Raw genomic sequence first — 14,919 nt, 5'->3', positions numbered from 1 at the left:
GGGGGCGCTCCGCCCTCCTGGAGCCAGTCCCCGCGAGGTCCCCGCGTGTCCACCGTCTCCGCCCCCGCCCTCGTCGCCACGGGGCTGCTGCTCGCCGCGCCCTGCGTCCACGCCCAGGCCGCAGCGCCCGCTTCCGAGCCTCGCGGGGCCGAGGAGCCACCGGTCCTCCACATCTCCGAGGAAGGCTTCACGCTGTCGTCCGCGGACAAGGCCTTCGTGCTCAAGCTGCGCGGCCAGCTCCAGGGCGACGGACGCTTCTACTTCGAGGACACGGACCGCACCGGCACCAACACGTTCCTCATCCGGCGCATGCGCCCCATCCTGGACGGGACGCTCTTCGGCTTCATCGACTTCCGCTTCATGCCGGACTTCGGCGTCGGGCAATCCGTCATCCAGGACGCGTTCATCGACTTCCGTCCAGGGGAATGGGTCCGCCTGCGTGCGGGCCGGTTCAAGACGCCCTTCGGCCTGGAGCTGCTCCAGTCCGACATGGACAACCCCTTCATCGAGCGCTCGCTCACGGTGGACCTGGTCCCCAACCGCGACGAGGGCCTGGAGCTGCACGGCGAGGGCGAAGGCGGCCGGTGGCAGTACTCGCTGGCGGCGGTGAATGGAGACCCCGACGGCGCCAGCACCGACGCCAACCCCGACGACAGCTTCGACCTGGTCGCCCGCGTCTTCGCCCTGCCCTTCAAGGGCCGCGAGCCCTCCTTCCTCCAGGGCCTGGGACTGGGCATCGCGGTGACGCGCGGCCTCCAGTTCGGAAGCACCACCAACACCGGGCTCGCGCCATGGCGCAGCCCGGGCCAGGAGATCATCTTCAGCTACCTCGACAACACGGACACCGGCGAGACGGTGACGGCTCACGGCCAGCACCTGCGGATCACGCCCCAGGGGCACTTCTACTGGGGGCCCTTCGGCCTCCTCGCGGAGTACGTGCGCTCATCTCAAGAGGTGCGGATCGCGGATGCACGCGCGCGGCTGCACCACCACGCGTGGCAGACGTCGGTGTCGTGGGTGTTCGGAGGGAAGGCGTCCTTCGAAGGCGCCCGGCCCACGACGCCCTTCAACCCGAAGACGCTCGAGGGCGGCGCGCTGGAGGTGGCGGCGCGCTACCACGCGCTGGACGTGGACGACGCCACCTTCCCCCGCTTCGCCAACCCCGCGCGCTCCGTGAGCGAGGCGAGGGGCTTCGGCGTCGCCACGACGTTCGCCTTCAACCGGCGCGTGCGCTTCGCCCTGAACTTCCACCGCACGAACTACGTGGGCGGCGCCCCGGATGGCGGCGACCGGGTCCCCGAGAACGTCCTCCTGTCCCGCTTCCAGCTCACGTTCTGAAAACCCCCGCCCGCGAGCCGCGGAACAGTGGGTGACGCCGGGTGTCATCCAGGGCTTCGTCCTGGTGCGTCTTGAAGCGCCCACGTCAGGTGCACGACGCTCCCGCCGCCCGCGTCGGGTGGCCCTTCCCGGGGGCCGCTCCCGCGGACTCCGCCGAGAGGACGCATGCCCGCGAACGTGTTCCCGCAGCACCCGACACCTGTCCGCACCCCGTCCCTGTCGAAGGCGCTCACGCGCGCCGCGCTGCTCGCCCTGCTGGGCCTGGGCGCGCCCGTGGCCGCGCAGCAGCCCCAGGCGCCCATCACGGAGGACGTGCCGCCCCCGGTGCTGCCGCCCCTGCCCGACAGCCGCGTCTACTTCACCACCCTCAACGTGGTCCGCTACAACCCGCTGGGGCTCGAGTCGCAGAACCGGCTCGTCTACCAGAAGCGCCTCGTCGACAGCCCTTCCCTGCTCCTGCGCGACACGTACGCCAGCGCCGGCGCGAGCCTCAGGCTGAGCCCCGCGTTCTTCAAGCTGGGGCCCGTGGTGGAGCTGCAGCCGCTGGCGATCTTCAACGTCCGCGCCGGCTACGAGTACGTCCAGTTCTTCGGCACCTTCGGCAGCGTCCAGTCGTACCCGGACTCCTTCCAGCCCTACGACGACGACCTGCGCAGCGCGACCAGCGACACCGCCTACGGCACCTCCGGGCACCACTTCTTCGTGGAGCCCATGCTCCAGGCAAAGGTGAAGTCCCTGGCGCTGCGCTCGAAGCTGGCCATCGAGTACTGGAACTTGTCGCTGCGCGACGGCGGCACGCGAGGCACGTTCTACGACCCGACGCTGGACACGCTGGTGCCCGGCAAGGGCTGGGTGCTCGCCAACGACACGGACCTCCTCTGGCTGGCCGGACAGTGGACGCTGGGCGCCCGGCTCTCCGCGGTGTGGCCCCGCTACGACGAAGACTCCAGCGCGGTGGAGCCGCTGCCCGGACGAACGCTTCCCACCAACTCGCATGTCCGCGTGGGCCCGCTCGTCGCGTATGCCTTCGACACGAAGCCGGGCGGCCTCATGAGCAAGCCCACCGTGGTGGTCATGGCCGGCTGGTACCTCAAACATGAGAACCGCATGAACGCCATGCCCTACCTGCTGGGCGGCTTCTCCTTCACCACGGAGCTGCTCTCCGGCCGCTGACCGCGCCCCCTCGGACTGTCCAGGGGCCCAAGCCCACCTGCCCTCCAGGGCAGTGTGCCGGGGTCCGGGTCGTTCCTAACTCGCCCTGTCTGTCTTTGGGGACAGCAGGGGGACACATGGGAACGACTCGCAGGGGGATGGGCTGGCGGCTTCTTTGGAGCGTCGTGGCGGCGGTGACGCTCGGAGCGTGCAGTCCCATGGAGGCGCCCGAGCCGTCCCCCCGGACGCAGGAGGCGGGGCTCGCGGGAGGTGACTTCGTCTGGGTGAAGCACCTGGGCTCCCCCCGGTTCGACCAGGCCCACGCGGTGGCCTTCGACCGCGACGGCAACATCCTCGCGCTGTTCCTCTATCAAGGCAGCGTGAACCTGGGCGCGGGCCCCGTCGGCTCCGGGAACCCGGACAGCTTTGGCTTCGCGGTGGCGAAGTACACGACGGCCGGCGCGCTCTTGTGGACCCGCGCCTACGAGGGCGTGCTGCCCCCGGGCGGACAGAACTTCGTCGACGCGGTGGCGCTCACGGTGGACCGCGAGCGCAGCGTCCTCATCGCGGGGAGCTCGAACGAGCCCATCGACCTGGGTGGGGGACTCCAACCGGCGGGCGCCTTCCTGCTGAAGCTGCGCAAGACGGGGCAGTTCCAGTGGGCCCGGCACTTCACGGGCAGCATCTCTCCCCAGGACCTGGTCACCGACTCGCAGGACGGCATCGCCATGACGGGCAACGCCTTCCGCACGGTGGACTTCGGCCTGGGGCCCAACTCCTCGCAGGTGACGGACGTCGTGACCGCCTTCCTCACGAAGTTCAATGCCGCCGGCACCCCGCAGTGGACCCTGAGGGAACAGCAGGACCTGAGCAGTGGTGCCAGCGTCGCGGTGGATGAAACGGATGCCTTCTACTTCGCGGGCATCCGGTATCCCGACCCGGAGGTCTGGAAGGTGGCCCCCTCGGGCACGGTGGTCTGGACCCGGCCGCTGGTGGGCGCGTCGGGAGGGGCCGCGGGCATCGCCGTGCACGGCAACCGCGTGGTGGTGGGGGGCCAGTTCAGCAGCGCCTTCACGTTCCGGGGCCAGACGATTTCGCCCCCGGTCTCGGGCGGCGGCGGATTCCTCGTCGCGTGGACCCGGGCCGGCGAGGAGCGCTGGGCGCGCGGCTATCCGCAAGCCGTGGGCGCGGTCGCCATGGCCGAGGACGACGCCGTGGTCGTGGGCGGCGCCTCCACCGCGCCGGACTCGGCCTCCGGCTACACGCTCTTCACCGCGAGGCTGGAGCGCATCGAGGGTCAGCAGCAGTGGCGGCACACGTACAGCTCGACCGGACGCCCGTTCTTCACGGATGTGGCGGTGAACAAGCAGGGCGCGTTCGTGGGGATCGGCTACTTCTCCGGCACCCTTCAGCTCGGAAGGAGCCTGGTCTCGCGCGGCTTCGAAGACGACTTCCTCTTCAAGGGGTCGACGGCGCCCTGACCGTCATCCGAAGCCCTGGGCGCGCAGCACCGCGCCCAGCGGCACGGTGCCCGCGCGGTACGCGTCGAACCACCGCGCGGCCTCCTCCGGCGTGGGCTGCGTCCACCGCCATCTCCCAGGCCCCCCCCCTGCCTCGCAGCGGATCAACGACGTGAGCAGCTGCTCCGCGTGGGTGAACTCCAGCTGCTCCAGCAGCAGCGGGTTCTGGCTGGTGACGAAGGCCTGCCTTTGCCCCAAGTCCCGCACGCACGCGCGCACCAGGTCCGGGTGCAGGCCGTCCGCCAGCTCGTCCGCGATGACGAAGGCCTCGTGCACGTCCAGGTAGTAGAGGAAGGACAACAGCCGCTTCTGGCCATGGCCCAGCTGCTCCTGCGTGAGCGGCGTGCCGTCCGGCCGCACGAACGCGAAGCGGAAGCCGCTGAAGCCCATCCGTCCGCCCTGGGACAGCGGCGTCGTCTCCGTCACGTCCACCGTGAGCGTGCCGGAAGCAAACCCCGCCAGCGTCACGAAGCGCGCGAGGAAGCCCTGGGGCAGCGCATCGTGGCGCAGGAGCAGGGACGGGGGCACGGGCTCGCGCTCCACCTGTTCGCGCAGCCAGCCCGGCATCCACGTGGGCAGCGCCATCAGCCCCAGCGGAAACAGTTCCTCACCACGCTGCTCCATCGCATAGCGGATGGCGCCAATGCGCTCGAACATGCCCAGCGCTTCATCGAAGCGAGGCGGCGCCAGCAGGAACGTCTCCCGGAGCAGGTCCTTCAGCCGGTCCTTCACGCCGCGCTCCAGGTACTGCGCGGCCATGAAGAGCAGCGTCCACACGGACCGATCCAACACCGACCAATGCATGCGCTTGGAAAAGCCCGCCGCGCCCGCCACCTCACACGCGAAGCCCGTGGCGCTGGCGCGCATGACGAGCCGCGCGTCCTCCGCCGCGTCCCACCGCACCGTCGCCACGATGGAGGGCATCAGCCCGTGCGCCAACGCCGCCGGAGGCAGCGCCAGGGCGTCACCCGGCCCTCCTTCTCCGGCCGTGGCGGGCAGCGCCGCGGGCGGCTCGTTGCGCACGGCCACGTCCACGGTCAGCGCGTCGAAGCGCAGCGCGTAGTCCAGCGCGAACGGCTCCCGCAGCAGGCCGGAGAAGTCCGAGCACAGCACCGCGGACACCAGCTCCAGCAGCGTCGTGCGCCCGCTGCCCGTCGCGCCCACCACCACGTTCAAGGCAGGGCCGAACGTCAGCACCGTGTCCGGCGCGAGCCCGCGGTAGTGATGGACGTGCAGGCGGGTCAGCTTCATGGCGTCCGGCCCTCCCCTTGCCTTGGACCGCCGTCAGCGTAGGCCCTTCGCCAGCTGATGCGCGAGCCGGTGCAGCAGCTCCGTGTTCTCCGTCTCCGCAGCCTTGAGCTTGGGCAGCTGCGCCTTCAGCGCCGCCACGTCCTTGCCCCGGGTCACCAGGTCCTCCTCCTCCAGCTCCAGCCAGCGCCCCAGCTCCTGCGCCGTCAGCTCCAGGTGGAACTGGAAGCCATACGACCGCCCCAGACGGAAGGCCTGCTGCGTGTACCGATCCGTGGACGCGAGCAGCGTCGCGCCGGGCACCGGCGTGTATGTGTCCCCGTGCCAGTGCGCCACCGCCGTGCGCGGCTTCCCCCCCGCCATCACCGGGTCCTTGAGCGCATCCTGCGTCCAGCGCACCGGCCCCACGCCCACCTCGAAGCCGTTCTTCCCTGGTGACACCGTCGCGCCCGCCGCCGCCGCCAACAGTTGCGCACCCAGACACACGCCCACGCACGCGCGGTCGTTCGCCAGCCGCTCTCCCAGCAACGCCAGCTCGTCATTCAGGAACGGATGGGCGTCCGCCTCGTACACACCCATGGGCCCACCCATCACCACCACCAGCGGCGCGTCCACGTCCTCGCGCTTCACCGTCCGGAAGCGCCGCACCAGCGTGAAGCCCGCCGCCTCCAGCGCCGGCGCCAGGAGGCCTGGCCCTTCGTGCTCCTCGTGCTCGAACACCACCGCGCGCATTTTCCGCCACCCCTTCCCTGTGTCTTTGTTTGTGCCACACGCAATGCGTGCCGCGTGAAGACTAACGCTCCATGCCACGGCTGGCCGCGACGCGGCGTGAACCCGGATAGTCGGTAGGCATTTATTTCACAGTATTTCGTGCCATCATCAGCGGGCCCGGTTTCCCCTATAAGCATGCATCCCCGGGCATTCCCCTTGGGTGTTCCGTCGCGTCGTTTCCGAAAGGAAGTTCCTCGTGAGCAAGAGCCTTCGCGGTTTCAAGTGGCTGATGGGCACGGTGGTCGGCGTCTCCCTGCTGAGCGGTTGCGGCGCTCCTCCGGCGGAGGGTGAGCCCACTCCGACCGAGGCCACGGAGCAGGCCCAGGGCGCCCTGACGGCGCAGGTCACCGCGGGCAAGGCCTCCATGGCCGCCAGCGAGCGCGTGGCGGTGGAGGTGACGCTGACGAACACCTCCTCCGCGCCGGTGACCCTCTACAAGTGGGACGCGCCGGGCGAGGGCCTCAACGAGGGCCGCCTGTCGGTGTCCCGCGACGGCCAGCCGGTGGAGTACACGGGCGCGCACTTCAAGCGCGTGCAGGGCCGCGCCGAGGACCTCATCACCCTGGCCCCCGGCCAGAGCATCTCCGGCCCGGTCGTCGTGTCGGACGCGTACGACCTGTCCGTCTCCGGCACGTACACCATCCGCTACGAGCTGGAGGCGCGCGAGGGCGTGGCGGCGCTGTCGTCCAACTCGGTCAGCCTCTTCATCGAGGGCCGCCGCACCAGCCGCGATGGCGCCGAGGCAATGGGCACGGTGACGGCGCAGGGCCTGTCCTACTCCGGGGCCTGCACCAGCTCCGAGCAGACCACCATCACCAACGCGTTCAACAGCGCGAAGACCTACGCCAACAACTCGTACACGTACCTGAGCGGAACGCCGTCCGCGACCAGCCGCTACACCACCTGGTTCGGCACGTACTCCAGCAGCGGCTGGAACGAGATCAAGACGCATTTCAACAACATCAAGAACGCGTTCGCGTCCGCCAACGTCGTCGTGGACTGCAGCTGCAACGACAGCGGGACGTACGCGTACGTGTACCCGGCCTCGCCGTACAAGATCTACGTGTGCGGCGCCTTCTGGAGCGCCCCCAACACGGGCACGGATTCGCGCGCGGGCACGCTGGTCCACGAGATGAGCCACTTCAACGTCGTGGCCGGCACGGACGACTGGGCCTACGGCCAGACGGCCGCGAAGAACCTGGCGAAGTCCAACCCCACGCGCGCGCGCAACAACGCGGACAGCCACGAATACTTCACGGAGAACAACCCCTCGCTGCCGTAAGGTGACGCGGGACCGTTGACTTCGGGGCGCGGGCCACCTGGGCTCGCGCCCCTTTTCTTTTCGCCGCACGAACACAAGGAGCGTCACGTGATGGGCCTGGGACGAAAGAACCTCGCATGGCTCGCGGTGCTGACCGCCGCCGGTGTCACCGCCTGTAGCTCGAAGCCCGCGGAAGCCCCCGCGCAACAGCAAGCCCCCGTCGCCGCGACGCCGCCTCCCGCCGCCGAGCCCACGAAGGAGCCCGCCGCCGTGACGACCCCGAAGCTGGAGTGCGCCCTCAGCGTCCCCTCGAAGGCGAAGGTCGGCGAGCCCATTGAAGTCCTCTTCAAGCTCACCAACCGCTCGGAGTCTCCCGTCTGGGTGCTCAGGTGGCAGACGCCGCTGGAGGGCATCCTGGGCACCGTGTTCCAGGTGACCCGCGACGGCGAGGAGGTCCCGTACCAGGGCCCCATGGTGAAGCGCGCCGCCCCGTCCGCGGACAGCTACACGGCCATCGCTCCGGGCGCCTCGGTGGAGAACACCGTGGAGGTGACGCAGGCCTGGGACTTCAAGAAGCCGGGCACCTACCGCATCACCTTCCGCGACGCGCTGATGGACGTGGCCACGCGCAAGGAGGACGCCCCCCGGCTGAGCGGCGACTACCAGTCCACCCCGGTGGCGTGCGCTCCCGTGGACGTCACGGTCGCCGCGCGCTGAGGGGAGCCGTGAGGCGGTAGGGGGCGCCTCCAGGATTTCCCCGGAAGCAGGAGGGGCATGCAGGCACGGTCCCCCTCCTCAGCCGGGCCCGGGCGCGATACACCTGGGCCCACCATGGCGGACACCCCCACGATGAACATCCCGACGGTCGACCTGCTGGACCTGGCCTCGGGTGAACCGGCGCGCCTGGAGCGCGCCGCGGCGGCCCTGCGCGAGGCCTTCGGCGTCTTCGGCCTCGTGTTCGTGAAGAACCACGGCGTGGACGCGCCGGCGCTGGAGCGCTTCTACGACGCGTTCTCCGCCTTCGTGGCCCGCCCGGACGCCCAGAAGCGCCCCCTGGGACGCGCGGACCTCTGGTACCAGCGCGGCTGGACGCCTCCCAACACGGAGGTCGCCGTCGCCAGCAACGGGCAGCCGGACTTCAAGGAGTGCTACTTCGCGGCGCCCACGCCCACGGACGCGCAGTCCGCCATGGAGTTCCCGGAGCTGTACCCGGAGAACATCTGGCCGGACGACGCGCCGCCCTACTTCCAGGAGGGGCTGCTCACCATGGGCACCGCGCTGCACGAGGCCGGCCTCAAGCTCCTGCGCGGCGCGGCCCTGGCGCTGAACCTGCCGCAGGACACCTTCACCGCCGCGTGCGAGAAGGCGCCCCACGTCACGCGCGCGCTCCAGTACCTGCCGCTGGGCCCCACCCAGGTGAACACCGGCATCCTCTGGGGCGAGGAGCACACCGACTTCAACCTGCTGACGCTCTTGCCCGGAGGCAGGTTCCTCGACCCGGAGGGCCGCCCCGCGCCGAAGCCGGATGACCAGAGCGGCCTGTACCTGCGCACGCGCGCGACGCCGGACGCGCCCAACGGCCAGATGGTGCGCGGCACCGCGCCCGCGGGCTGCATCGTGGCGCAGGTGGGCCAGCAGCTGGAGATCCTCACGGGCGGCACGTTCCTCGCCACGCCGCACGTCATCACCGCGCCGGGCGTGCCGGGGTGGCAGCGCCAGTCCGCCGCGCACTTCATGCACGTGCACACCAGCCAGGTGCTCTTCCCGCTGCCCGGCTTCCGCACGCCGGAGGCGGTGGCCAACTACGCGCCGCCGGTGCTCGCGGGCACGTACGACATCAAGACGCTGGTGGACATCGGCCTCGCGCCGCCCGCCGCGCTCGACAAGCTGGGCTACCGCCACTACGACCGGCTGAACCGGATGCGCGCGACCTCATAAGGCACGCCGGGGCCCGAGCGCCCCTTGTGGCTGGCGGAGGGGGACGGGCTGCGTTACAGCGCAGCCACCTCCATGGCAGATACCCCCTCCGGCCTCGCTGCTTCCGTCTTCCGTCACCGCGACTTCCGGCTGTACCAGGTCGCCCGTCTGTGCGCGGTGCTCGCGGCGCAGATCGAGTCGGTGGCCATCGGCTGGCAGGTGTACGAAATCACCGGGAGCGCGCTCGCGCTGGGCTACACGGGCCTGGCCCAGTTCGTCCCCTTCCTCGCCTTCAGCCTGCTGGGCGGACAGGTGGCGGACCGCTACGACCGCCGCCGCATCCTGGCCATCTGTCAGGGCGTGATGCTGGTGTGCAGCCTGCTGCTGCTGTCCTTCACGCTGGGCCACATCACGGACGTGCGGTTCGTCTACGGCGTGCTGGTGCTGTTCGGCACCGCGCGCGCCTTCTACGCGCCCGCGGGCTCCGCGCTCACGCCCTACCTGGTGCCGCCGGAGGAGCTGACGCGCGCGGTGGCGGTGAACTCCACCACGTGGCAGGTGGCCACCATCGCCGGCCCCGCCGTGGGCGGCCTGCTCTACGGGTGGCTGGGCGGCACGGGCGTCTACCTCACGTCCGCATCGCTGTGCGCGCTCACCATCGTGTGGATCCTCTCGCTCAAGGTGCGCACCGGCAGCGCGTCGCGCGAGCCCATCTCGCTGACGACGCTCGTCGCGGGCCTGCGCTTCGTGCGCCAGAAGCGGCTGCTCCTGGGCAGCCTCACCCTGGACCTCTTCGCGGTGCTCCTGGGCGGCGCGGTGGCGCTGTTGCCCATCTACGCGCGCGACGTGCTGCAGACCGGCCCGTGGGGCCTGGGCCTCTTGCGCAGCGCTCCGGCCGCGGGCGCGGCGGTGGTGGCGGTGCTGCTCGCGTTCCGTCCGCTGGGCGGCCACGCCGGGTGGAAGATGTTCGGCGCGGTGGCGGTGTTCGGCGCGGCCACGCTGGTGTTCGGCCTGAGCAGGTCCCTGCCCCTGTCGCTCGCGGCGCTCGCCGTTGGCGGGGCGGCGGACATGGTGAGCGTGGTGGTGCGCCACACGCTGGAGCTGGTCTCCACGCCGGACGACATGCGCGGCCGCGTGGGCGCGGTGAACATGATGTGCATCGGCGCCTCCAACGAGCTGGGCGAGTTCCGCGCGGGCTCGCTCGCGGAAGCCCTGGGCGCCGTGCACGCGGTGGTGATTGGCGCCGTGGGGACGCTCGTCGTCGTGGGGCTCTGGGCCTGGCTCTTCCCGGAGCTGCGCAACGTGGACCGGCTGGAGTCCGCCGCGCACCGCCCGCACCGCCCCGAACAGGACGCCACCGAGTCCGCGCCCTCCGTCTGAGGCCTCCCGGGCGCCAGGTGAAGACCATGGCTCGCGAAGGTTTGACGCCGGGTGAGGCGGCTGTTGCCTGGGGGGCCACCTGTCGACAGGGCTTGTAGCCAGGAAGGACACAGCTGGGGCGCGCCGGCCCCCACCTCCAGAGGAGGGCCGCCGGTGGTATGGTCCGTGCTTGGACCCTCGTCCCATGGCGTACTACTTCCACGTGCTGGCACTCTGCGTAGGGGCCTCTCTGTGCCTCGTGTTGGGCCGGGCGCTCTTCGAGCCTGACGAGCCCGTGCCGGCCCCTGTCCCTGCCCAGCCGGCCCCAGGCTCTCCCCGGGTGGTCCGCATGGACGCCGGCCACCACCCTCGCAAGTAGGGCCCCACGCGGGGGCGCCCCCGCGCGATGATGCGCGCCGACCGTGAGCGCGACCGGCTCCTTCCTTCTCTTCCTGCTGCTCTGGGCGGTGCTCCTCGTGGGGGTGCTGTCCATCGTCGTCTCCACGCTGCGCACCGGCACGCCGCCCATGCCCAGCTCGCCCCGGGTGCGGCGGGCGCTCCTGGCCATGATCCCGGAGGACACCCGGGGCACCGTGCTGGATCTGGGCTCGGGCTGGGGCGACGTGGCCTTCAACCTGGCGGACCACTGCCCCCAGGCGCGCGTCGTCGCGTACGAGCTGTCCTGGCTGCCGTGGCTCTTCAGCCGGCTGCGCCAGCGGCTCTTCCCCCGCGGAAACCTCACGCTGCTCCACAGGGACTTCTTCGCCGCGTCCTTCCAGGACGCGACCTGCGTCGTCTGCTACCTGTCCCCGGGCATCATGACGCGCCTGGCGCCCCGCTTCGCGGCCGAGCTGCCAGAAGGCGCCCGCATCATCAGCCACACCTTCGGGCTGCGCGGCTGGACGCCCGTGCGCAGCGTGCGGCTCCAGGACCTCTACCGCACGCCTGTCTACCTCTACGAAGTGCCGCCCCGCGCGCCGCCCCGTGAGTAGAGTCTCCGCCCGTCCACCCCTTCTCGAAGAGAACCGCCCGCGATGAGTGACTTCCAGTTCCAGGACATGCTGCCGCTTGGCAAGGACGAGACGCCCTACCGCCTCCTCACGAAGGAAGGCATCTCCACGTTCGAGGCCGGCGGACGCAGCTTCCTCCAGGTGGAGCCGGAGGCGCTCACGCTGCTCACCCGCGAGGCCATGCGGGACATCTCGCACCTGCTCCGGCCCGGCCACCTCCAGCAGCTCAACAACATCCTCAAGGACCCGGAGGCGTCGTCCAACGACAGGTTCGTGGCGCTGGAGCTGCTCAAGAACGCGAACATCGCCGCGGGCGGCGTGCTGCCCTCCTGCCAGGACACCGGCACCGCCATCGTGATGGGCAAGAAGGGCCAGTACGTCCTCACCCGCGGCGGCGACGAGGCGGCCATCTCCAAGGGCGTGTTCGACACGTACCTCACGGCCAACCTGCGCTACTCGCAGATGGCGCCGCTGGACATGTACAAGGAGGTCAACACGGGCAACAACCTGCCCGCGCAGATCGAGCTCTACGCGACCGACGGAGACGCCTACAAGTTCCTCTTCATGGCCAAGGGCGGCGGCTCCGCGAACAAGAGCTACCTCTTCCAGGAGACGAAGGCCGTCCTCAACCCGCAGAGCCTGCTCGCGTTCCTGGAGCAGAAGATCCGCTCGCTGGGCACCGCCGCGTGCCCGCCGTACCACCTGGCCATCGTGGTGGGCGGCACGTCCGCGGAGTTCGCGCTGAAGACGGCGAAGTACGCCTCCGCGCGCTATCTTGATTCGCTGCCCACCAGCGGCAACGCGCTGGGCCGGGGCTTCCGCGACGTGGAGCTGGAGCAGGAGGTGCTCAAGCTCACGCAGCGCACCGGCATTGGCGCGCAGTTCGGCGGCAAGTACTTCTGCCACGACGTGCGTGTCATCCGCCTGCCCCGCCACGGCGCGTCCTGCCCGGTGGCCATCGCCGTGTCGTGCTCGGCGGACCGCCAGGCGCTGGGCAAGATTACCCGCGACGGCGTCTTCCTGGAGGCGCTGGAGACGGACCCCGCGAAGTACCTGCCGGAGACGACGGACACGGACCTGTCCGGCGACGTGGTGAAGCTGGACTTGAACCGCCCCATGAGCGACCTGCGCGCGGAGCTGTCGCGCTACCCCATCAAGACGCGCCTGTCGCTGTCCGGCTCGCTGGTGGTGGCGCGCGACATCGCGCACGCGAAAATCAAGGAGCGGCTGGACCGGGGCGAGGGCATGCCCCAGTACCTCAAGGACCACATGGTCTACTACGCGGGCCCGGCGAAGACGCCGGAGGGCTACGCGTCCGGCTCCTTCGGCCCCACCACCGCGGGCCGCATGGACGCGTACGTGGATCAGTTCCAGGCGGAGGGCGGCAGCTTCGTGATGCTCGCCAAGGGCAACCGCTCGCCGGCCGTCACGGAGGCCTGCAAGAAGCACGGCGGCTTCTACCTGGGCTCCATCGGCGGTCCGGCCGCGCGCCTGGCGCAGGACTGCATCAAGAAGGTGGAGGTGCTGGAGTACGCCGAGCTGGGCATGGAGGCCGTGTGGAAGATCGACGTGGTCGACTTCCCGGCCTTCATCGTCGTGGATGACAAGGGCAACGACTTCTTCGCGAACATCAACAAGCCGTCCGCGAAGAAGTAGGCCGCTTGCGTCACCTTCCGGCGCGCGCGCTTCAGTCGAACTCGAGCGCGCGCTGGAAGTCCGCCGGGTTGGAGGCCGCGCTCTGCGCCGTCTCCAGGGTGATGTCGCCCGCGCGGTACAGCTGCGTCAGGTGCTGATCGAAGGACTGCATGCCGAACATGTCGCGGCCCTTCTCGATGACGTCCTTCAGCTCCGCGGCGCGGTCGTCCCGGATGTACTGCTCCACCGTCTTCGTCTGCACCATGATCTCCAGCGCCACCGTGCGGCCCTTGCCGGTGGCCCTGGGCAAGAGGCGCTGGGAGACGGTCGCCTTGAGCGAGTCCGCCAGGCGCATGCGCACCATGGTCTGCTCCTCCGCGGGGAACACCGACACCAGGCGGTTGATGGTGCGCGACGCGTCCGTGGTGTGCACCGTGGACAGCACCAGGTGGCCCGTCTCCGACGCCTTCAGCGCGATGTCGATGGTCTCCGTGTCGCGCATCTCGCCCACCAGGATGACGTCCGGGTCCTGACGCAGCGCCGCTCTGAGCGCGATGGCGAAGTTCGCCGTGTCCGGGCCAATCTCGCGCTGGGAGATGGAGGACTTCACGTTCTTGTAGATGAACTCGATGGGGTCCTCGATGGTGAGGATGTGCAGGCTCTCCGTGTGGTTGATGTGGTTGATCATCGACGCCAGCGTGGAGCTCTTGCCGGACCCCGTGGCCCCCGTCACCAGCACCAACCCGCGCTCGTTGCCCGCGATCGTCTTCAGCACCTGCGGCAGGCCCAGCCCGTCGATGCTGGGAATCTCATCCGGGATGATGCGCAGGATGCAGGCGAGCGAGCCGCGCTGCCGGTAGATGTTCACCCGGAAACGCGCCACGCCCGGAAGGCTGTAGGACGAGTCGCATTCCTGCACACTGTCCACCTGCGCCTTCATCAGCGGATCGTTCATCACGTGCATCGCCACCTGCTTCGTGTGATCCGCTTGAAGCTTTTCCATCTTCAACGGCCGCAACACGCCGTTCACCCGGTAGATGGGCGGATCCCCAGGACGGAAGTGGATGTCCGAAGCCCCGTTCTGGACGCCAACGGTGAGCAGCTTGTTCAAGGTGTTCAGGTCCAGGTAATCCCTCTCACTTCACGAATGGAGCGGAGGATTCTAGGAGAAGGGCACCCGCGCGCTCCATGGTTGCAATGTGGGAAGCATTCCCCAGCCTCACTGTACTAAGTTTTCCCGCAAATCAAGGAATGCGAGTACCCCGGGGGATGAAGGAACTGTCCTCGACTGCTCACCAGTGGCCGTCTTCCTGCCCAAGCGGCCCGGATGCCCTGCCCCAAATCCGTGGCGAACATCCGGGCATGAACGCACAAACCGAGCAGGCCCCCCACTACGAAGAGCTGTCTTCCGCTGACTACGCCGCACTGGAGGTGTGGGATCCCACCCAGGTGGTGATTACGCCGCGCATGGCGGCCCGGCTGTGGCTTCAGACGAGCCTGCGGCTGACCCGCGCGCAGAAGGAGCTGCACGACGCCATCTTCGCCAACGACCTCAGTGAAGCGGCGAAGGACCGCTATGCCGAGGCCCGCGCTGAGCTGGACTCGGCGGAGGCGTGGGCCCTGCACGTGGCCCGCAACATCCCGCGCCACCGGTAGTCGGACGTACCACCACCTCCCCCCCGGACGTGGCACACGGGTGGCGCGGGAT

13 protein-coding genes are annotated in these 14,919 nt (G+C 69.9%); 10 read left to right on the top strand and 3 right to left on the bottom strand.

Annotated elements, in window-relative coordinates; genetic code table 11:
* Positions 1–45: 45 nt before the first annotated feature.
* The 3 genes from D7V80_RS27030 (at position 46) to D7V80_RS27020 (ending at position 3,971) form a co-directional block, all read left to right on the top strand.
* Positions 46–1,338: an OprO/OprP family phosphate-selective porin gene (locus D7V80_RS27030; RefSeq protein WP_120590901.1), complete on the top strand. Its 1,293-nt coding sequence runs from the start codon at positions 46–48 to the stop codon at positions 1,336–1,338.
* Between the two features lie 165 nt (positions 1,339–1,503).
* The gene (locus D7V80_RS27025; RefSeq protein WP_120590900.1) at positions 1,504–2,511 is read left to right on the top strand and encodes a hypothetical protein; all 1,008 of its coding nucleotides are present in this window, start codon (positions 1,504–1,506) and stop codon (positions 2,509–2,511) included.
* Positions 2,512–2,627: 116 nt separating this feature from the next.
* A complete protein-coding gene (locus D7V80_RS27020; protein WP_147447225.1) occupies positions 2,628–3,971 on the top strand; it encodes a hypothetical protein in 1,344 nt (447 codons plus the stop codon).
* Positions 3,972–3,974: 3 nt separating this feature from the next.
* Here the strand turns inward: D7V80_RS27020 and D7V80_RS27015 are convergent, their stop codons facing one another.
* Both D7V80_RS27015 and D7V80_RS27010 read right to left on the bottom strand, forming a co-directional pair.
* Complete coding sequence (locus D7V80_RS27015) at positions 3,975–5,261, bottom strand: AAA family ATPase (RefSeq protein WP_120590898.1); 1,287 nt, start codon at positions 5,259–5,261, stop codon at positions 3,975–3,977.
* 33 nt (positions 5,262–5,294) lie between these two features.
* Positions 5,295–5,990, bottom strand: coding sequence for a glutamine amidotransferase (locus D7V80_RS27010; protein ID WP_120590897.1), 696 nt, complete (start codon positions 5,988–5,990; stop codon positions 5,295–5,297).
* Between the two features lie 235 nt (positions 5,991–6,225).
* Between D7V80_RS27010 and D7V80_RS27005 the strand changes: the two genes are divergently transcribed.
* From D7V80_RS27005 to D7V80_RS26980, 6 genes are all read left to right on the top strand, one after another.
* Positions 6,226–7,311 (top strand): M35 family metallo-endopeptidase, encoded by a 1,086-nt coding sequence (locus D7V80_RS27005; protein WP_120590896.1) that lies wholly within the window; start codon positions 6,226–6,228, stop codon positions 7,309–7,311.
* 90 nt (positions 7,312–7,401) lie between these two features.
* Positions 7,402–8,007, top strand: coding sequence for a protease (locus tag D7V80_RS27000; RefSeq protein WP_120590895.1), 606 nt, complete (start codon positions 7,402–7,404; stop codon positions 8,005–8,007).
* 114 nt (positions 8,008–8,121) lie between these two features.
* Positions 8,122–9,228 (top strand): isopenicillin N synthase family oxygenase, encoded by a 1,107-nt coding sequence (locus D7V80_RS26995; RefSeq protein WP_120590894.1) that lies wholly within the window; start codon positions 8,122–8,124, stop codon positions 9,226–9,228.
* 72 nt (positions 9,229–9,300) lie between these two features.
* Positions 9,301–10,587 (top strand): MFS transporter, encoded by a 1,287-nt coding sequence (locus tag D7V80_RS26990; RefSeq protein ID WP_120590893.1) that lies wholly within the window; start codon positions 9,301–9,303, stop codon positions 10,585–10,587.
* Positions 10,588–10,988: 401 nt separating this feature from the next.
* The gene (locus D7V80_RS26985; protein ID WP_120590892.1) at positions 10,989–11,558 is read left to right on the top strand and encodes a class I SAM-dependent methyltransferase; all 570 of its coding nucleotides are present in this window, start codon (positions 10,989–10,991) and stop codon (positions 11,556–11,558) included.
* Between the two features lie 42 nt (positions 11,559–11,600).
* Positions 11,601–13,232, top strand: a complete 1,632-nt coding sequence (locus D7V80_RS26980; RefSeq protein ID WP_120590891.1) for a fumarate hydratase — start codon at positions 11,601–11,603, stop codon at positions 13,230–13,232.
* Between the two features lie 31 nt (positions 13,233–13,263).
* On the opposite strand, the gene D7V80_RS26975 is transcribed toward D7V80_RS26980, so the two are convergent.
* On the bottom strand, positions 13,264–14,322 hold the full coding sequence (locus D7V80_RS26975) for a type IV pilus twitching motility protein PilT (RefSeq protein WP_233585749.1): 1,059 nt from the start codon (positions 14,320–14,322) through the stop codon (positions 13,264–13,266).
* Positions 14,323–14,573: 251 nt separating this feature from the next.
* On the opposite strand from D7V80_RS26975, the gene D7V80_RS26970 reads away from it, so the two are divergent.
* Positions 14,574–14,867 (top strand): FruA-associating protein, FapA, encoded by a 294-nt coding sequence (locus D7V80_RS26970; RefSeq protein WP_014395578.1) that lies wholly within the window; start codon positions 14,574–14,576, stop codon positions 14,865–14,867.
* Positions 14,868–14,919 lie beyond the last annotated feature (52 nt).

Origin of the sequence: Corallococcus sp. CA054B, from assembly GCF_003611625.1 — a bacterium.
GTDB lineage: Bacteria > Myxococcota > Myxococcia > Myxococcales > Myxococcaceae > Corallococcus > Corallococcus coralloides.
Note: the sequence above shows the minus strand (reverse complement) of the source record. Positions and strands in the feature narration are given on the sequence as shown.